The organism is Sorangium sp. So ce204, from assembly GCF_051526795.1.
GTDB lineage: Bacteria > Myxococcota_A > Polyangia > Polyangiales > Polyangiaceae > Sorangium > Sorangium cellulosum_B.
This window is the reverse complement of record NZ_CP150317.1, coordinates 13,234,895-13,252,540: the sequence shown is the minus strand read 5'-3', so window position 1 is coordinate 13,252,540 and position 17,646 is coordinate 13,234,895. Positions and strand designations below refer to the sequence as shown.

Annotated in this window: 17 protein-coding genes; all 17 read left to right on the top strand. The window is 70.6% G+C overall.

The features are described 5' to 3' along the window. Positions 1-2 precede the first annotated feature (2 nt). The 17 genes from WMF22_RS50230 (at position 3) to gspN (ending at position 17,601) form a co-directional block, all read left to right on the top strand. The gene (locus WMF22_RS50230) at positions 3-446 is read left to right on the top strand and encodes a hypothetical protein (protein ID WP_012241832.1); all 444 of its coding nucleotides are present in this window, start codon (positions 3-5) and stop codon (positions 444-446) included. 5 nt (positions 447-451) lie between these two features. Further along, on the top strand, positions 452-1,018 hold the full coding sequence (locus tag WMF22_RS50225; RefSeq protein WP_438034354.1) for an isochorismatase family protein: 567 nt from the start codon (positions 452-454) through the stop codon (positions 1,016-1,018). Positions 1,019-1,157: 139 nt separating this feature from the next. Further along, a complete protein-coding gene (locus tag WMF22_RS50220) occupies positions 1,158-2,564 on the top strand; it encodes a sigma-54-dependent transcriptional regulator (protein ID WP_437548210.1) in 1,407 nt (468 codons plus the stop codon). 205 nt (positions 2,565-2,769) lie between these two features. Beyond that, the gene (gspC, locus tag WMF22_RS50215) at positions 2,770-3,747 is read left to right on the top strand and encodes a type II secretion system protein GspC (protein WP_437296934.1); all 978 of its coding nucleotides are present in this window, start codon (positions 2,770-2,772) and stop codon (positions 3,745-3,747) included. A gap of 41 nt (positions 3,748-3,788) precedes the next feature. After that, positions 3,789-4,106: a hypothetical protein gene (locus tag WMF22_RS50210; RefSeq protein WP_437296933.1), complete on the top strand. Its 318-nt coding sequence runs from the start codon at positions 3,789-3,791 to the stop codon at positions 4,104-4,106. A 49-nt stretch (positions 4,107-4,155) separates the two neighbouring features. Next, entirely contained in the window at positions 4,156-6,735 is a 2,580-nt protein-coding gene (gene gspD / locus WMF22_RS50205) for a type II secretion system secretin GspD (protein WP_438034353.1), read from the top strand. After that, positions 6,732-8,510, top strand: a complete 1,779-nt coding sequence (gene gspE, locus WMF22_RS50200) for a type II secretion system ATPase GspE (protein ID WP_437296931.1) — start codon at positions 6,732-6,734, stop codon at positions 8,508-8,510. The genes gspD and gspE overlap by 4 nt, the downstream gene beginning before the upstream one ends. A gap of 8 nt (positions 8,511-8,518) precedes the next feature. Next, on the top strand, positions 8,519-9,745 hold the full coding sequence (gspF, locus tag WMF22_RS50195) for a type II secretion system inner membrane protein GspF (protein ID WP_437296930.1): 1,227 nt from the start codon (positions 8,519-8,521) through the stop codon (positions 9,743-9,745). Positions 9,746-9,751: 6 nt separating this feature from the next. Continuing rightward, the gene (locus WMF22_RS50190) at positions 9,752-10,165 is read left to right on the top strand and encodes a type II secretion system protein GspG (protein WP_437296929.1); all 414 of its coding nucleotides are present in this window, start codon (positions 9,752-9,754) and stop codon (positions 10,163-10,165) included. A gap of 3 nt (positions 10,166-10,168) precedes the next feature. Then, entirely contained in the window at positions 10,169-10,618 is a 450-nt protein-coding gene (locus WMF22_RS50185) for a type II secretion system protein (RefSeq protein ID WP_438034352.1), read from the top strand. A 24-nt stretch (positions 10,619-10,642) separates the two neighbouring features. After that, positions 10,643-11,341 carry a pilus assembly FimT family protein gene (locus WMF22_RS50180; protein WP_437296927.1) on the top strand — a complete coding sequence of 233 codons (699 nt, stop codon included), beginning with the start codon at positions 10,643-10,645 and terminating at the stop codon, positions 11,339-11,341. Further along, positions 11,341-12,000 carry a type IV pilus modification PilV family protein gene (locus WMF22_RS50175; RefSeq protein WP_438034351.1) on the top strand — a complete coding sequence of 220 codons (660 nt, stop codon included), beginning with the start codon at positions 11,341-11,343 and terminating at the stop codon, positions 11,998-12,000. Before WMF22_RS50180 ends, WMF22_RS50175 begins: the two co-directional genes overlap by 1 nt. A gap of 2 nt (positions 12,001-12,002) precedes the next feature. Continuing rightward, entirely contained in the window at positions 12,003-12,716 is a 714-nt protein-coding gene (locus tag WMF22_RS50170; RefSeq protein WP_437296925.1) for a type II secretion system protein GspJ, read from the top strand. 105 nt (positions 12,717-12,821) lie between these two features. Then, positions 12,822-14,189 carry a general secretion pathway protein GspK gene (locus WMF22_RS50165; protein WP_438034350.1) on the top strand — a complete coding sequence of 456 codons (1,368 nt, stop codon included), beginning with the start codon at positions 12,822-12,824 and terminating at the stop codon, positions 14,187-14,189. Between the two features lie 27 nt (positions 14,190-14,216). Then, a complete protein-coding gene (pilM, locus tag WMF22_RS50160) occupies positions 14,217-15,731 on the top strand; it encodes a type IV pilus biogenesis protein PilM (RefSeq protein WP_437296923.1) in 1,515 nt (504 codons plus the stop codon). After that, positions 15,728-16,324 carry a hypothetical protein gene (locus tag WMF22_RS50155; RefSeq protein WP_437296922.1) on the top strand — a complete coding sequence of 199 codons (597 nt, stop codon included), beginning with the start codon at positions 15,728-15,730 and terminating at the stop codon, positions 16,322-16,324. Before pilM ends, WMF22_RS50155 begins: the two co-directional genes overlap by 4 nt. Then, entirely contained in the window at positions 16,321-17,601 is a 1,281-nt protein-coding gene (gene gspN / locus WMF22_RS50150) for a type II secretion system protein GspN (protein WP_438034349.1), read from the top strand. Before WMF22_RS50155 ends, gspN begins: the two co-directional genes overlap by 4 nt. Positions 17,602-17,646: the final 45 nt, after the last annotated feature.

The window sequence follows — 17,646 nt, the reverse complement described above, 5'->3', positions numbered from 1 at the left end:
TGATGCGCGGCTTCGAGTTCTGCGAGACCATGGCCGGGAGCTTCCACCTGGTCGACTCGCCCTCCGACGAGCGGCCCATGTCGTTCACGATCCGGGCGCGCTCGCGCGGCCTCCTCGACTTCCTGCGCAAGCCCGAGGTCGAGATCGAGGGCGAGATCGACGCCGAGGGCTTCGCCGACCACCGCTACCTCTCCGGGCGGCTCGGCCTCGACGTCGTGCGCACCGGCACCCTGCCCTACTCCTTCGAGTTCACCGCCAACGACGGCCGCCGCTGCGCGTTCGCCGGCCGGAAGACCGTGCGCCCCGGCGATCTCATGACGTCGATGACCGTCCTGCCCGGCGTCCTCGTCGGAGACGGCGGCGCCCTGATCGGCGAGGCGCTCCTCCGCTTCGACCTGCGGAGCGACCTGCTCCGGTTCCTGAGGAGCTTCCGCGCCACGAGGTAGCCACCATGCAAAGGATCGAGCCCGCAGACAGCGCGGTCATCGTCATCGACGTGCAAGAAAAGCTCGCCGCCGCGATGCCGGCGCCCCAGATGGACGCGCTGACCCGCGCGGCCACGGTGCTGATCGAGGCGGCGCGGCGCCTCGGCGCGGCGGTCGTCGCCACCGAGCAGTACCCCGCGGGCCTCGGCCCGACCGTCGCGCCCATCGCCGAGCGGCTCGCCCAGGCAGGCGCGCCCGTCCTCCCCAAGATGGAGTTCTCCGCCTGCGGCTCCCCCGAGTTCGAGCGCGCCTTGCGCACGCCGACCGGGCGCGCGCCCCGCGCCGCCATCGTCGTCGGCATGGAGGCGCACGTCTGCGTCTTCCAGACCGTGCGCGACCTGGCCGCGCGCGGCCTCCTCGTCCAGGTGCCGCTCGACGGCGTCGCCTCCCGCCGCGACGACCACCGGCTCGCCGGCCTCGATCTCTGCCGCGCCGCAGGCGCCACCATCACCACCGCGGAGACCGTCGTCTTCGACTGGCTCAGGATCGCCGGGACGGACGACTTCAAGCAGCTGTCGAAGCTCATCCGCTGACCGATCCCGCGATCTTCGCGATCTTCGCGGGGAGCGCGCGGGGACCAGGCCGGCGTGTCAGTTTGTCATGCGCCGGCTCGGACTTTGTCAGACCCGTGCTCTCCTGGACATGCCGCTGACGTCTGTGACACAGTGGCGCATGGCTGACGATCTGGCACAAGTCCCCTCGAGCGCGCCGCCTGCTGGCCCCGCCGCGCCGCCGCCCGGCGCGCCGACGGTCCTCGTGGTCGACGACGAGCCGTCGAACGTCGCCTCCATCGAGAAGATCTTCCAGCGCGACGGCATGCGCGTCATCACGGCGGACAGCGCGAAGGCGGCCCTGGAGATCGTGCGCAGCCGCCGCGTCGAGGTCGTCCTGACCGACCTGATGATGCCGGGCGTCAGCGGGCTCGAGCTGCTCCGCGCGCTGAAGCAGCTCGCGCCCGACACCGAGGTCGTGATGATGACCGCCTACGGGACCGTCGAGACAGCGGTCCAGGCCATGCGCGAGGGCGCCTACGACTTCGTGGAGAAGCCGCTCAAGCGGATGACGATCATCAAGAGCGTGCGCAAGGCGGCCGAGCGCCAGTCTCTCGTCGCCGAGAACCGCTCGCTCCGGCAGGAGATCAAGCTGCTCACGAAGCGCGAGATCGTCGGATCGAGCCCGACGCTCCGCCGCGTGCTCGACATCGCGACCCAGGCGGCGCCCTCGAGCGCCACGGTGCTCGTGCTCGGCGAGAGCGGCACCGGCAAGGAGCTGCTCGCGCGCTTCATCCACGAGCGCAGCGCGCGATCGCGCGGGCCGTTCGTCGCGGTCAACTGCGCGGCCATCCCGGAGACCATCCTCGAGGCCGAGCTCTTCGGCCACGAGCGCGGCGCGTTCACCGGCGCCCTCGCGAAGCGCGACGGCCGCTTCGCCAAGGCGGCCGGCGGCACGCTGTTCCTCGACGAGATCGGCGAGCTCTCGCCCGCCGTGCAGGTGAAGCTCCTCCGCGTGCTGCAGGAGGGCGAGTACGAGCCCGTCGGCGGCGACACGGTGCGCGCCGACGTGCGCCTGGTCGCGGCCACCAACAAGGACCTCCGCGCCGAGGTCGCCGCGGGCCGCTTCCGCGAGGACCTGTTCTACCGGCTCAACGTGATCGCGATCACGGCGCCCCCGCTCCGGACCCGCCGCGAGGACATCCCGCTCCTCGTCGACCACTTCCTCGGCGTCTACTGCACGAAGAACAACCGCCCCCGCCTGGAGGCGCCGCGCGACGTGCTCGCGCGCCTGACCGACTACACGTGGCCGGGCAACGTCCGCGAGCTCGAGAACGTGATCGAGCGCGCCGTGGTCCTCTGCCGCGGCGATCAGCTCTCCGTCGACGACCTGCCCGACTTCATCCGCGAGGCCGCCCCCGCCGAGCCGAGCTCGCTCACCTTCTCGGTCGGCACGCCCCTCGACGAGGTCGAGCGCAGGCTCATCCGCGAGACGCTCCGCCACGCCCGCGGGGACAAATCCGTGGCCGCGCAGTTGCTCGGCATCTCCACGCGCACCATCTACCGAAAGCTCGGCGAGCTGGAGTGACGCCGCGCGCGCCGTCCCGCGGACACGGCGCGCTCCCGTGCGCCGGCCCCCCGCGAAAATCCATTTGTCACTTTGGCAACGAAGGCCGCCCGGCGCGGCTGGGGTGCGTCACCTTGGCGGGACAGCTTCCGAAATTTCGTGAAGACGCGGGAAACCACCGGCGATTGACCGCTGGCATGAAACTCGCCTAGAGGAGGGTGGGCGCATGGGCATCGACGCGATCCTGAAGCGGTATTTTCCCTGGGTGCTGGGCGCGCTGATCGCGCTCGCCGCCTACTTCCAGGCGTCGGGCATGGGCCAGCTCGTGGCCTCGAGCGTCGCGATCGACGCCCCGCCGGCGCCGCCGAGCCCTCCGACGCGCCCGGCGTCGTTCGGGTCGACCGCGAGCAGCACGGACCACGCGACGAGCGCCGCGGCGATCCTCTCGCGCAACCCGTTCGACTCGGTGACAGGGCCGCTCGACGGCAAGCCGGTCGAGATCCCGAGCGCCCCGCACGAGCTGCCCAACAAGGACCCGTACGCGGACCCCTCCTGCGACGGCGCCCGCGTCCTGCTCATCACGCAGGCCGACGATCCCGCGTGGTCGTTCGCGGCCATGGCCGGCTCGGACGGCAAGGCGATCTTGCGCCGGCAAGGGGATGAGATCAGCGGGCAGACCGTTTACTACGTGGGGTGGGATCGGGTCTGGCTGACGTCCGGCAGCTCGCGGTGCCAGGCCGTCGTGGGCAGCAACCATGTCGTCGCCCGCGCCGCGCCGGCGCCGGCGCCCGCGACGACGTCGACGAGCGCGGCGGCGAAGCCCGCCGCCCGCGGCGGCAAGAAGATCCCGCCGGAGCTCGCCTCGAAGATCCAGCGCGTGAGCGAGAACGAGTTCAACGTGGAGCGCAGCGCCGTCGACCACATCCTGGAGAACCAGGGCGAGCTGATGCGCTCCGCGCGTATCGTCCCCGAGAAGGAGGGAGACAAGGTGGTGGGCATCCGTCTCTTCGGGATTCGCCCGGACTCTCTGCTGGGGACGCTCGGGCTGGAGAACGGAGATCGGCTGTCCAGCATCAACGGGTTTGAGATGAGCGATCCGCAAAAGGCCCTCGAGGCCTACGCGCGGCTCCGGACGGCGGACCGGCTCACGGTGAGCATCAACCGCAAGGGCAAGCCGATGAACATCGACTTCAACATCAAGTGAGCGCTCCGGACTGAATCCAGGGACGAAAGCAGGGTAGCGGCATGGCGCGATGGATAGGGACGCTGAACGAGGGGAGCCTGCTCCGGCGGACGCTGATGGTGATCGGCACGTTCGTCCTCGGCTCGCTCACGTTCGTCGGGGTCATGAGCCTCATCCTCGTGTCGGTCGCCAAGGCCGTCCTGCCGCCCCACGACAAAGAGTCCGCGACGGACGCGACGGAGGAGGCCGACAGCGAGGCCTCCGCCAGCGCGAGCAAGACCGCCCTGGGCAAGACCTCCCGCTCGAAGCGGCCGCGGCCCCCCTCGCCGCCCGCGCGCGAAAGCGCGCCGAGCGCGCCGAACGCGCCGAACGCTGACTGAGCGGCGCCGCCTCCCCTACCAACCAACGCAGAGAATATCGAGTCGACTGATGGTGATGACGACCCTCGAGCGATCCTGCTGCCTCCGGAGGAGGCTCCTCGCCGCGCCGGTGGCGGCGCTCGTGCTCGCCGCCGCGGCGCCGCCCGCCGCAGCGCAGCCCGCGAACCGCGGCGCCCCCGTGCTGCGGACCCCCGGCCAGGTCCCGCCGCCGCCCGCCCGCCCCGCGCCGGGCGCGCCGGCCGCAGGCGCTCCGCCAGCTGCCGCGCCGGGTGCGCCTGGCGCTCCGGGCGACGCCGGGGACGACCCGCTCGCCGCGGTCAAGCAGGGGGTCCAGGAGATCGAGTTCAAGCCGAAGCCCGGCGGCTACAAGGTCAGCTTCAACCTCGACGAGGCCGACCTCCCCGAGCTCGTGAAGGCCATCAGCAACATCACCGGGCGCCGCTTCATCTACGGCGGCAAGCTCCGGCAGATCAAGGCCACGGTGTACGCGCCGGAGAAGGTGACCGTCGCCGAGGCGTACAGCGCGTTCCTGTCGATCCTCGCCTCGAACGATCTCACCGTCATCCCCCACGGCCGCTTCCTCAAGATCGTGGAGACGCCGGGCGCCGTGTCCGAGACGACCCCCGTGTTCGGGACCGCCGCGCCCGTGCCCGCGGAGGACCGGTTCGTCACCCGCATGTACCGGCTGTCCCATATCGACGCCAACGAGGCGGGCGGCGTCCTGAGCAAGTTCAAATCGAAGGACGGCGACGTCACCGTCTACCCGCCCGGCAACCTGCTCATCATCACGGACACCGGGACGAACATCCAGCGCATGCTCCGGATCGTCGAGGAGATCGACGTCGGCGGCGCCGGCGATCAGCTCTGGGTGCAGCCCGTTCATTACGGCTCCGCGGCGGAGGTCGCGACCAAGCTGAACGAGATCGTCGACCCGAGCCGGGGCGCGGCGGGCGGCGGCAGGCCCGGCAGGGGCGGCGCCGGCGGCACCGGCGCCCGCATCATCGCGGACGACAGGACCAACTCCCTCATCATCACCGCCACCGAGCCGGACTACCTGCGCGTCCTCGGCATCCTGAAGCGCCTCGACGTGGCGCAGACGGGCGAGGGGCAGGTCCACGTGCTCTCGCTCCAGCACGCCGGCTGCAAGGAGCTGTCGGCGACGCTGAACCAGGTCCTCACCGGAGGGAGCGGCGGCGGCGCGCCCGTGGGCGGCAGGCCGGGCGCGCGCGCCGCCCCCGCGGTGCCCGGCTCGACCGACGACATCTTCGAGGGGCAGGTCAAGGTCACCTGCGACGAGGCGAGCAACAAGCTCCTCATCACGTCGTCGCCCCACGATTACGCCCAGCTGCGCACCGTGATCGACGAGCTCGACGAGCCGCGGCGGCAGGTGTTCATCGAGGCCGTGATCATGGACGTGAACGTCAGCCGCTCGCTCGATTTCGGCATCGGCTACCACGCCGGCGCGCCGTTCGACGGCCTCAACGCGGACGACAGCGTCGTCTACGGCGGCAACAACATCCGCCAGTCCGTCATCGGCCTGCCGGCGCAGCTCGGCGCGCTCGCGCTGGGCATCAAGGGCCCCGCGATCACGGGCTCGAACAACATCCTCGGGACGGGCATCTCGATCCCCGCGTTCGGCGTCGTCCTGCACGCGCTGGCCCAGGACGGCGACTCCAACGTCCTCGCGACGCCGCACATCCTCGCGACCGACAACGTGCCGGCCGAGATCTCGATCGGCCAGAACATCCCGCTCCAGACCAACGTGGGCGGCGGCGGGCTCAACCAGCTCGCGAGCCTGGCGGGCGGCGCGGGCGCCGCGGCGGGCGGGCTCGCCGGCCTCGGCGGCCTGCTCGGCGGCCTCGGCGGCATCGGCGGCACCGCCGCGCGCCAGGACGTCGGCACGAAGATCAAGGTCGTCCCCCACGTCAACGACTCGGACCAGGTGCGGCTGGAGCTCTCCGAGGAGATCTCCGACGCCGGCGCCCCCCTCGAGGGCGCGCTCGGCGCGATCCCCATCAACAAGCGCACCGCGAGCACCACGCTCGTCGTCCGGGACCAGCAGACGGTCGTGATCGGCGGCCTCATGCGCGACGGCATGACCACCTCGGAGACGAAGATCCCCGTGCTGGGCGACATCCCGGTGCTCGGGTTCCTCTTCCGGCAGCGGGTCAAGACGAAGACGAAGACGAACCTCCTCCTCGTGCTGACGCCCTACGTGATCCGCGACCAGGACGACCTCCGGACCATCTTCGAGCGCAAGATGCAGGAGCGGCAGGAGTTCATCGACCGCTACTTCGTCTTCAGCGAGAGCGCCGCGTGGGAGCCGCCGCGCGACTTCGGCCGCGCGAACGGGCTCCTCGAGGACATCCGCCAGTCGATGCTGGCCGAGGAGGAGCGGGCGCGCCTCGAGGAGGAGGCGCGCCCGAAGGGGCCGCGCGAGCACGTGCCGGTGGATCCGGTCGGCCTGCCGACGTTCGGCGGCAAGGCCACCGGCGCCGCGCACATGCAGCCCGGCGCGGCCGACATGGAGGGCGAGCCGGCCCAGCTGCCGCCGCCGCCGAACGGCGCCCCGCCGCCGCGGCCCACGCGGCGGCCGCCGGGTGGACGGCAGATGGAGCGCGTGGAATGAGCCTGCAGCAGCAGCAGTACCTCGGCGAGATCCTGGTCCGGCGGGGCGTCGTCCCCGCGGAGCGGCTCGCGCCGCTCTACGACACCGTCCGCGAGCGCGGTCAGGCGCTCGCGGACCTCATCGTCTCGTCCAACATCGCCGACGAGGCGAGCATCGCCAAGGCGCTCGCGGAGGAGTGCGAGGTCGGCCTCCTCCCGCGCATCGACATCGACGCGGTGCCGCTCGAGCTCGCGAGCCGGGTGCCGATCACCTACGCCAAGCAGCACAAGATCCTGCCGCTCGCCGAGCACGACGGGGTCGTCTACTGCGCCGTCGCCGACCCCCTCGACACGACGGCGATCGACGACGTGCGGGCGCTGTTCGGCAAGCCCGTCGAGATCGCGGTCGCCACGAGCGACGCGGTGCTGAACGCGATCAACCGCATCTGGGAGCGCAAGGAGGACGGCGGCGCGAAGCTCGAGGGCGACACGGCGCTCGAGGAGGACAACCTCGTCGACATCATCGACTCGGACGACGACGCCCCGATCATCGCCTGGGTCAACGGCCTCTTCGCGCAGGCGGTCCGCGAGCGGGCGAGCGACATCCACATCGAGCCCGAGGAGCGCGACGTCGTCGTCCGCTACCGGATCGACGGCGAGCTCTACGTCGCGAAGCGCGCCTCGAAGCAGTTCATGGCGCCGATCATCGCCCGCGTGAAGATCATGGCGGCGCTCAACATCGCCGAGAAGCGGCTCCCGCAGGACGGCCGCATCACGCTGAAGATCGCGGGCAAGAGCGTCGACATCCGCGTCTCGACCGTGCCGACGAGCCGCGGCTTCGAGCGGATCGTGATGCGCATCCTGCACAAGGCGTCGGTCCTGCTCGGGCTCGACGACCTCGGCTTCGCGCCGCGCGAGTACGCCATCATGGACGCGCTCATCCAGCGGCCGGACGGCATCATCCTCGTCACCGGCCCGACCGGCAGCGGCAAGACGACGACGCTCTACGCCTGCCTCAACCGGATCAACGAGCCCAGCCGGAACATCCTCACGGCCGAGGACCCGGTCGAGTACGAGATCGGCGGCATCCACCAGATCCACGTCCACCCCGGGATCGGGCTCACCTTCGCCTCGGCGCTCCGCGCGTTCCTCCGCCAGGATCCGGACGTGATCATGGTCGGCGAGATCCGCGACAAGGAGACCGCCGAGATCGCCATCCACGCGTCGCTGACCGGCCACCTGGTGCTCTCGACCCTCCACACGAACGACGCGGCCGCCGCCGTGACCCGCCTCGTCGAGATGGAGATCGAGCCGTTCCTCGTGCGGAGCAGCGTGATCGGCATCCTCGCCCAGCGCCTCGTGCGCCTTTTGTGCCCGGCGTGCAAGGTCCCCTACCGGCCCTCCGATTACGAGCTGCAGCAGCTCGGCCTCGACGAGGACCGGCTCGCCTGGAAGGCGCGGCGAAAGGTCTCGACCCGCTACAGCGTGCACGGACAGAAATACGACTACATCGGTCAGGACATCGACCGGGCCGTGTTCTACAAGCCCGGGGGCTGCGACGCCTGCAACCAGAAGGGCTTCATCGGCCGGCGGGGCATCTACGAGCTGATGGTCGTCGACGACGCCGTGGGCCCGCACATCCTGAAGAGCGCGGACGCGCAGACCATCAAGCGGGTCGCCATCTCCCAGGGGATGGATACGCTCCGGGATGACGGGGCGCGCAAGGTGCTCAAGGGCATCACCACCGTCGAGGAGGTCCTCGCGGCGACGCAGGAAGACGTCATCGTCGACGAGTAGGGAAGGCCGTGGCGGTATTCGAATACAAAGGCATCCTCGTCGGCACCGGCAAGCCGGTCAAAGGGGTCCGCGACGCGGAGAACGCGAAGGCCCTCCGGGCCGCCCTGCGCAAGGACGGCGTCATGCTCACCGGCGCGACCGAGGAGCAGGCCGCGAAGGCGAAGGCGAAGCGCGATCTCAAGATCTTCGCCTTCGCGGGCCGCCCCTCGACGTCGGACGTCGCCCTGATGACCCGCCAGCTCGCGACGCTCATCGGCGCCGGCATCCCGCTCTTCGAGTCGCTCAACGCGCTCATCGAGCAGGTCGAGAAGGAGTCGCTGAAGAAGGTGCTCACGCAGGTGCGCGAGCAGGTGCGCGAAGGCACGAGCTTCGCCAAGGCCCTCGAGGCGCACCCCTCGGTCTTCCCGCCGCTCTACGTGAGCATGGTGCGCGCCGGCGAGGCGTCCGGCACGCTCGAGGGCGTGCTGACGCGCCTGACCGTCTTCATGGAGAACCAGGCGAAGCTCGTGGGCAAGGTGACCGCCGCCCTCGCCTACCCCGCGCTGATGGCGCTCATCGGCATCGGGCTCATCTCGGTCCTCATGATCGCGGTCGTGCCGAACGTGACAGGCATCTTCGCGTCCATGGACCAGGCGCTGCCCTGGTACACGGCGGCGCTCATCGGCACGTCGGCGTTCGCCTCGAGCTACTGGTGGCTCGTCCTCCTCGCGCTCGTGGGCGCGGTGTACGGGTTCCGCCGCTGGGTGCGGACGCCGAAGGGCCGCCTCGCGTGGGACACGTTCGTGCTGCGGGCGCCCATCTTCGGCAAGCTCATCCAGATGCTGTCCATCGCGCGCTTCTCGCGGACCCTCGCGACCCTGCTGTCGTCGGGCGTCGCGCTCCTCAGCGCGATGGATATCGTGCGGAGCGTGCTCGGCAACGCGGCCCTGGAGAAGGTCATCGTCGACGCCATCGCGTCGATCCGCGAGGGCCAGAGCATCGCCGAGCCGCTGAAGCGGAGCGGCCGGTTCCCGCCGATCGTCACCCACATGATCGCCATCGGCGAGAAGAGCGGGCAGCTGGAGGCGATGCTGGAGAACGTCGCCAACGCCTACGACTCCGCCGTGGAGACCCGGGTCCAGGTGCTCACGAGCCTGCTCGAGCCGCTGATGATCGTCATCATGGGCGGCGCGGTCGCGTTCATCGCGATATCCATCCTCATGCCGCTCATCCAGATGTCGAGCTTCGTCGGGTAGGTGGCTATGGGGCGGCGCAGGCAGCGAGAGAGCACGATCTTCTTCCCCTGGGAGCGCGGCGGCGGGCTCTTCCGGCGGACCGGCATGGCGCGGGTGCGGCCCTTCGCCGCGGGCCTCGCGATGGCGGTCCTCCTGCTGCTCCTCGGCGCGCGCGAGCGGCGGCTCGTGGGAATTCGATCGACCCGCGCCACGTTGTCCGTCGTCCACGGGGCGATCACCCTGTACCGCGCCGATCACGAGCGGCGGTGCCCGGGCTCCCTGGAAGAGCTGAAGCGCGAGGGATACCTCGCGATCGACCCGGTCGACGCGTGGGGCAGGCCGCTCCGGCTCACCTGCCCCGGAAGAAAGGATCCGGACGGATACGATCTCATGAGCGACGGACCGGACGGCGAAATAGGCGGCCTTGACAGGGTGGAGTGAGAGATGGAGACGAACAGAGCAAGCAGCGCAAGAAGGATTCGACGGCTGAGCCGGAAGCTCTCGCGGGGCGTGACCCTTGTCGAGGTGCTCATCGTCGTGACGATCATGGCGATCATCGCCGGCGGCGCCACGCTCGTTGTGTGGCCGAAGCTCAAGCAGTCGCGCGTCAAGAGCGCCTATACCGGGGCGACGATCATCAAGAGCGCCGCCGAGCAGTACCAGCAGCTCGGGGCGGGCGCCGATGGGTGCCCGACGATCCAGGCGCTGGTCAGCGCGAAGCAGATCGACGGCAACAAGACGGACGATCCCTGGGGCCAGCCCTACAAGATCAAGTGTGACGAGAACAACGACGTCCATGTCGTCTCGTCCGGCGACGACAGGAAAGAGAACACCCCGGACGACATCCGGGATGACATGAAGCAGTCGGATCTCAACAAGATCGCGGAGATGTAGCGCCGCGCGGGAGCAGGAGCGCCCATGGCACGCCGTCGCACGAGGGGACTCACGCTGGTCGAGGTGCTGATCACCGTCACGGTGATCGCGCTCATCAGCGGCTCGGTCATGCTCGGCATGGGCGCTGTCACGAGCGCGCGGCTGAAGCGCAGCGCGGCGCTGCTCGCGGGCGCCGTCCGGGTCGCCTACGCCCACGCGAACGCGAAGTCGAAGCCGGTGCGGCTGGTCTTCGATTTCGAGGAGCGGATGATCGTGCTCGAGGAATCCGCGGGTGAGCTGCTCGTCGAGCGGAACGATCGGGCCGGCGGCGCCGCCGCGGCGACGGAGGCCGAGAAGGCCGCCACGGCGGAGGCCGAGGCGATCCTGAAGGGGCCGCGCGCGCCGCGGCCCTCGTTCGAGCCGGCGAAGGCGTACGGCTTCAACCCCGAGAAAGACAGGCCCGGCAAGGAGCTGTCGAGCGGCGTGCGCTTCCTCCAGGTGGAGACCGGACACCAGGACGAGCCCGTGACGGAGGGGCGGGCCTATCTCTACTTCTGGCCCGGAGGCCAGACCGAGCACGCCGCGATCCAGCTCAGCCTGGGCGGCGGGGAGACCGACGACGCGGTGATGACGGTGCTCGTCTCGCCGCTGACCGGCAAGACGGAGCTCAGGAAGGGCAAGGCGAGCATGCCCAGGCCGCGCGACGACGCCGAGGCGTCGGAGCGCGAGGACACGGGGCTCTGATGCGCGCCCGCGGCTTCACCCTGCTCGAGGTGATGGTGGCGGTCGCCATCCTCGGCCTCGGGCTGACGGCGATCCTCTCCGCGCAGGCCGGCGCCTTCTCGGCCGCGGCGCACGCGCGGAACCTCAGCCTCGCGAACGGGCTCGCGCGCTGCAAGATGACCGAGCTCGAGGAGCGGCTCGCCAAGGACGGCCTGCCGGCGCTCGACGAGGCCGACAGCGGGCCGTGCTGCGAGGGCGACGAGTCGCCGAACATCAAGTGCAGCTGGCGCATCGAGAAGCCCGAGATGCCCGAGCCCAAGTACGGCGATCTGGACCTCGACACCAACCTCGAGGGGCTCGGGGCGCTCGGCAAGCCGGGCGAGTCGAGCGGCACCGCGGCCCCGAGCGGCGACATCAACGATCTCGCGCAGTCGCTGGTCGGCGGCGGCGCGGGGGGCGGCGAGTCGGGCGGCGGGATCTCGGGGCTCCTGCAGCCGTTCGTCGACATGCTCGCGCCGACGCTCCAGCCCATCTTCGAGGCGAGCGCGCGGCGGGTGACGGTCAAGCTGACCTGGCAGCAAGGGTCTCGAGAGCACGCGTTCGAGCTCGTGCAGTGGGTGACGATCCCCCAGATGGGCCAGCCCGAGGAGGGCGCGGGCGGTCAGGGAGGAGGAGGTTGACCATGGCGGCGCGAAGGGCGAGATCTCTCCGCAGGCGCCGCGGCCGCGCGCGCGCGGTGACCCTCCTCGAGGTCCTCGTCTCGGTCGGCATCCTGGCGCTCATCGGGACGCTCATCTACGGCGCGTTCGACGGCATGAGCCGCGCGCGCTCGGGCATCTCCCGGATGGGCGACCGCTACCACCAGGGCCGCGCGGCGATCGCCCGCATCTCGCGCGAGCTCCAGACGGCCTTCCTGTCCAGGCACCAGCCGGCCGACAAGAACATCGTCGTGCGGCTCACCGCCTTCGCGGGGGACGACTCGTCGCCCGCCGACCGCGTCGATTTCACCGCGTTCGCGCACCGGAGGCTCCTCCGGAACGCGCACGAGTCCGATCAGTGCGAGATCGGCTATTTCGGCGCGCGCGACCCGGAGCGCGACAGGCTCGATCTCGTGCGGCGAGAGGCGAGGACCATCGATACCGAGCCGACGAGGGGCGGGGTCGTCAACGTGCTCGCCGAGGACATCGAGAGCTTCAATCTGCAGTACCTCGACCCGATCACCGGGGAGTGGGTCGACTCGTGGGACTCGACGCAGCCGGCGGCGCAGCTCGACCGGCTCCCCTCGCAGGTGTGGGTGACGCTGGTCCTGAACGGCGGGCCGGGCGGCGAGCCGATCAAGTTCGAGTCGAAGGTGCCACTCCCGATGCAGGTCCCCATCGCCTTCGGGGCCAACTGAGCCATGAGCCGCCCGAGGAGCCCCCACGCCGAGGACCGCGCCGCAGAGAGGCCGACTTCCGGACCCGCGCGCCGCCGCCTCCGGAGGCGGCGCGATCGGCGCGGCGTGGCGCTGGTCATGGTGCTCGGCGCGATCACGGTGCTCACCGTGTTCCTGACCGAGCTCCAGGAGGAGACCTCCACCGAGCTCTCCGCGGCGCTCGCCGATCGCGACGCGCTGCGGGCCGAGTACTACGCGAAGAGCGCCGTGAACCTGTCGCGGATGCTCATCGCCTCCGAGCCGAGCGTGAGCACGGCGATCGGGCCGATGCTCGCGATCGTCGGGATCAAGGGGAAGTTCCAGGTGCCGGTCTGGAAGTTCACCGACATGTTCCTCGGCCCCTTCAACGCGCAGCTCGCCGCGGGCGAGGGCAGCGCGGCGCCCCCCGAGGCCGCGGGCGAGGGCAGCGCGGCGGGCAAGAACCTGGGGCTCACCGGCGGCGGCCGCTTCGAGCTCAAGATCGTCGACGAGGACTCGAAGATCAACGTCAACCGCGCCGCCGACGACGTGGGCGGCATCTCCGATCAGATCGCCGTGGGGAACCAGCTGCTCAGCCTGATGAGCGACGCGCAGTACAACATGCTCTTCGAGGAGCGCGACGGCGACGGCCAGTTCTCGGACCGCGCGACCATCTGCAGCGCGCTCATCGACTGGGCCGACCCCGGCGACCAGACGTTCGCCTGCGACGCGACGCCGAACGCCCCGAGCTCCACCGGCGCCGAGGACAGCTTCTACCAGACGGTCGGCCTCTCCTATCAGCGCAAGAACGCCCCGTTCGACTCGGTCGACGAGCTGCGGCTGGTCCGGGGCATGAACGACGACTTCTGGGCGACGTTCGTCGACCCGGATCCGAGCAACCCGGACAAGCGGGTCCTGACCGTCTGGGGCAGCCGGAAGCAGAAGGTGAACGTCTCGTCGGCGAACGCGCTGACGCTGCTCAGGCTCACGTGCACCGCCGATTTCGTGGATATCGCGACGACGCCGCTCTGCAGCGACGTGAACCAGCAGACGGCGTTCCTCACCGTGGCGTCGCTCGTGCAGAGCATGACCGGGGGGCTGCTCTTCCCCACCCCGAAAGATTATGTCGACGCGATGACCCAGAAGGCGGGCAGCTCGCTCGGGGGGATGCTCGGGCAGCAGTTCAAGGCCATGGGCGTGGAAGCTGTGAAGTTCAAGCCGAACGTCACGAAGTCCCTCGGCAACAAGACCAGCTTCCTGAGCATCTACGCCGATGGCATCGTCCCGGGGAACAAGCGCGAGACGCGCGTGCGCGTCCATGCGGTGGTCGATCTCACGGGGGCGACGAAGCTCCCCGATCCGGCCAATGATCCCAAGGATCCCGCTCAGCCCAGCACCCCTCCGACGCCAGAAACGTACGAACAACAGGTGCGATCGAACCCTGCCGGGACGATCATCTACTATCGCATCGACTAGGACACCCCTCCGGGAAGAAGCGCGCAAATGCACAGGCTGCTCGGGATAGATGCTGGAAAATCCGTGGTGCGGGCGGCGCTCATCCGCACCACGTACAGGAGGGTCTTCGTCGAGGCCCTCGGCGAGGCGGCCGTCACGGACGCCGTCTCCGAGGCCGAGGCCATCCGCGCGGCCGTGGGGCTCCACCGCCCCGACGCCGCGGCGATCGCGCTCTCCGGGGAGAAATCGTTCTACCGCCGCCTCGACCTGCCGGCGGCCGCGCAGAAGGAGGTCGAGAACATCCTCGGCTTCGAGCTCGAGGCCACGGTGCCGTTCGAGATGGAAGACGCGGTCTTCGACCACCGCCTGCTGAAGCGGCCGCCCGGCGTGGAGACGCTGCCGGTCTTCGCCGCCGTCGCGCGCGCGGACGACGTGCGCGAGCGCATCGCCGTCGTGAAGGAGGCGCTCGGCTTCGAGCCGGAGCGGGTCGCGCTGGGCGCGGTGGCGCTCGCCAACCTCGAGGCGGTGATGCCGGAGCTCGCCGCGCCGTCGCCCGCCAGCGCGCCGATCGCCCTGCTCGACCTCGACTACCTCACGTCCGAGATCGTGATCGTCTCCGGCGGCGAGCCGGTCTTCGCCCGGACGCTGTCGCGCGGGACGGCCGGCCTCCCCGGCACCGCGCCGGCGCTCGCGCGCGAGCTCCGCCAGACGCTCGCGGCGTGGCGCAACCTCGGCGGCGAGCCGCTCGCGGGGCTCTACCTGGTCGGCGGCGGCGCCGCCGCGCAGGGCGCGGAGATGTTCCTGTCGACGCAGCTCGGCCTCACGATCCTGCCGCTGCCGGCCCCTCGCATCGAGGGGCTCACGCCCGAGCAGGCCGCGGCGCTGCCCCGCTTCGCCAAGGCGCTCGGGCTCGCGCTCGGGCTGACGCCGAAGACCAAGGGGTTCAACCTCCGGAAGGGCGCGCTCGAGGCCGAGCGCAGCTACCCGTTCCTGCGCGAGAAGATCCCGATCCTCGCCGGCCTCGGCACCGTCATCGCGCTGAGCTTCGGGTTCTCCATCGTCGCGGAGCTGCGCACCCTCGACGCGGAGCGGGAGCTGCTCGCCGCCTCGCTCGCGACCGCGTCCCACGACGTGCTCGGCGAGGAGACGAGCGACCCGCAGAAGGCCCGCGAGCTGCTCGAGCAGGGCCCCGGCGCGGCCGACGAGGACCCGATGCCCCGCGTCGACGCCTTCGACGTCATGGTGCAGCTCTCGAAGGCCGTGCCGAAGGAGATCACGCACGACGTGCTCGAGCTCGACGTGAACCGCGGCCACGTGACCCTCCAGGGCGTCGTCCCGTCGGTGTCGGACGCGCAGATCATCGCGGATCACATGAAGGAGCACCGCTGCTTCCGCGACGTGAAGGTCGGCCGGACGAGCCAGTTCACGGAGGGCAGGCACAAGTACGTCCTCGAGCTGGATCTCAAGTGCGAGGACAAGACGAAGAAGAAGAAGACCGGCGCCGCCGACGCGGCGGAGAGCGCCTCGGCCGGCGCGCCGGAGAAGCCGGAGGGATCGCGATGACGCTCCGCGAGCGACTCGACAAGCTGGAGCCGCGCGAGCGCAGGCTCCTCACCATCCTCCTCGGATTCCTGGCGGTGATCGTCCTCTTGCTCGTGCCGATCGGGCTCGCGAGCGTCGCGTCCAGCAAGCGCGCCGAGAACCAGGAGATCCGCGATCTGCTCCAGTCGATCTACGAGGCCTCGGGGAAGGTCAGCGAGCGCAAGGCGCAGAAGGACGCGCTGCTCGCGCGCTACGCGCGGCCGGCGCCCGCGCTCGCGGGCTTCATCGAGGACGCGGCGAAGCAGCAGCAGCTCACCGCCGCCGAGTCGCAGGATCGCCCCGACGTCCCGCACGGCAAGAAGTACACCGAGCGGATCACGGTGGTGAAGATGCACAGGATCGGGATGCTCGGGCTCGCCAAGATGCTCGAGCACATCGAGAGCTCGGGCCACCCGGTCGCGGTGACGAAGCTGAACCTCAAGCCGCGCGCCGGGGAGCCGGACTCCTACGAGGTCGAGCTCGGCATCTCCGCGTTCGACCGGAAGGGCGAGCCCCAGCCGGCGACCCCCGCGCCGTCCGCGCCCCCCGCCGCGGACGAGGAGCAGGAGCCATGAAGGCGCGGCTCGTCAAGATCGCGAAATGGGCGGTCTACCCGCTCTTTTACCTCTTCTGTCTCGGGCTCTTCGGCTACCTCACGTTCCCCTACGACCGGCTCAAGGACCGGCTGATCGCCGAGTTCGACCGCACGCAGCAGAAGCGGGGCCCGAGCCAGGCGCAGCGCCTCGAGATCGACGAGCTCGACTCGTACTGGTTCACGGGGGTCGAGATGAAGGGCGTGCGGCTCATCCTGCCGCCGGGCGAGCTCGGCGCGAGCAGCAGGCCGAGCGGCGCCGCGGCCTTCGCCTCGGGCGACGCCGCCAAGGACAGCGCGCCGAAGCCGAGCGTCATCGAGATCGACGAGGCGCACGCGCGGGTGAAGATCCTGCCCCTCCTGATCGGGCGGACGCGGATCTCGTTCTGGGCCAGCGTGTTCGGCGGCGAGATCGAGGGCGTGGTCCCGTGGGGCCGATCGAGCGGCGACGTCCACGTCGAGGTCTCGGACGTGGAGCTCGCCAAGGTGGGTCCGCTCGGGGACATCCTTGGCCTGCCCATCGCCGGCACGCTGAGCGCGAACCTCGATCTCAGCGCGCCCGACGGCAAGTTCAACAAGGCGAACGGCGCGCTCGAGGTCTCGGCCAAGGAGGTCTCGGTCGGCGACGGCAAGACGAAGATCCAGGGGCTCATCGCGCTCCCGGAGGCGAAGCTGGGGGAGCTGCTCCTGTCGGCGGAGGCGAAGGACGGGGTCCTCAAGGTCACGAAGATGTCCGCCAACGGCCAGGATCTCGAGCTGGACGGCGACGGCAAGGTCACCATGCGCGAGCCGTGGAACAACTCGACGGCGGATCTCTACGTGCGCTTCAAGTTCACCGACGCGTACCGATCGAAGAGCGATCTCACGAAATCGCTGCTCGGCGCGCCGGGGTCGAGCATGCCCGGGCTGATCGAGATGCAGCAGCCCAAGATGAAGCGGTCGAAGCGAGCGGACGGCTTCTACGGCTGGCACGTCCACGGCCCGCTGAAGAAGCCCCGGTTCGACCCGCACGCGGCCGAGTCGCCCGCCGCGCGGGGCCGCGGCACGCCGGGCGCGAGCCCGGCGACGACCACGAGGAAGCCCGGCGGCGTGAACCTGCCCCTCGGCGCCTCCGAGGCCGCCCCGAGGGAAGGTGGTGAGGATCACGAGCCCCCTGCGATGCCCCCGCCTCCGCCCCCGCCCTCCACCGAGGACGAGTCCCCCACACGGCCGCCGTCGCCTCCGCCCGTAGACGGCGAGGGCACGCCTCCCGTTGAATAGAGCGGGGCGCAGCTTCGTGCGACGAGGACGCGCCCCGCTCTAGGA

Excerpts from the sequence above, each read along its gene's own strand:
- WMF22_RS50210 (WP_437296933.1), top strand. The coding sequence starts at position 3,789 with ATGGCGCGATGGATAGGGACGCTGAACGAGGGGAGCCTGCTCCGGCGG.
- WMF22_RS50190 (WP_437296929.1), top strand. The coding sequence starts at position 9,752 with ATGGGGCGGCGCAGGCAGCGAGAGAGCACGATCTTCTTCCCCTGGGAG.
- WMF22_RS50230 (WP_012241832.1), top strand. The coding sequence starts at position 3 with ATGCGCGGCTTCGAGTTCTGCGAGACCATGGCCGGGAGCTTCCACCTG.
- WMF22_RS50225 (WP_438034354.1), top strand. The coding sequence starts at position 452 with ATGCAAAGGATCGAGCCCGCAGACAGCGCGGTCATCGTCATCGACGTG.
- WMF22_RS50155 (WP_437296922.1), top strand. The coding sequence starts at position 15,728 with ATGACGCTCCGCGAGCGACTCGACAAGCTGGAGCCGCGCGAGCGCAGG.
- WMF22_RS50185 (WP_438034352.1), top strand. The coding sequence starts at position 10,169 with ATGGAGACGAACAGAGCAAGCAGCGCAAGAAGGATTCGACGGCTGAGC.
- gspN (WP_438034349.1), top strand. The coding sequence starts at position 16,321 with ATGAAGGCGCGGCTCGTCAAGATCGCGAAATGGGCGGTCTACCCGCTC.
- gspC (WP_437296934.1), top strand. The coding sequence starts at position 2,770 with ATGGGCATCGACGCGATCCTGAAGCGGTATTTTCCCTGGGTGCTGGGC.
- gspD (WP_438034353.1), top strand. The coding sequence starts at position 4,156 with ATGGTGATGACGACCCTCGAGCGATCCTGCTGCCTCCGGAGGAGGCTC.
- WMF22_RS50170 (WP_437296925.1), top strand. The coding sequence starts at position 12,003 with ATGGCGGCGCGAAGGGCGAGATCTCTCCGCAGGCGCCGCGGCCGCGCG.
- WMF22_RS50180 (WP_437296927.1), top strand. The coding sequence starts at position 10,643 with ATGGCACGCCGTCGCACGAGGGGACTCACGCTGGTCGAGGTGCTGATC.
- pilM (WP_437296923.1), top strand. The coding sequence starts at position 14,217 with ATGCACAGGCTGCTCGGGATAGATGCTGGAAAATCCGTGGTGCGGGCG.
- gspE (WP_437296931.1), top strand. The coding sequence starts at position 6,732 with ATGAGCCTGCAGCAGCAGCAGTACCTCGGCGAGATCCTGGTCCGGCGG.
- WMF22_RS50220 (WP_437548210.1), top strand. The coding sequence starts at position 1,158 with ATGGCTGACGATCTGGCACAAGTCCCCTCGAGCGCGCCGCCTGCTGGC.
- WMF22_RS50175 (WP_438034351.1), top strand. The coding sequence starts at position 11,341 with ATGCGCGCCCGCGGCTTCACCCTGCTCGAGGTGATGGTGGCGGTCGCC.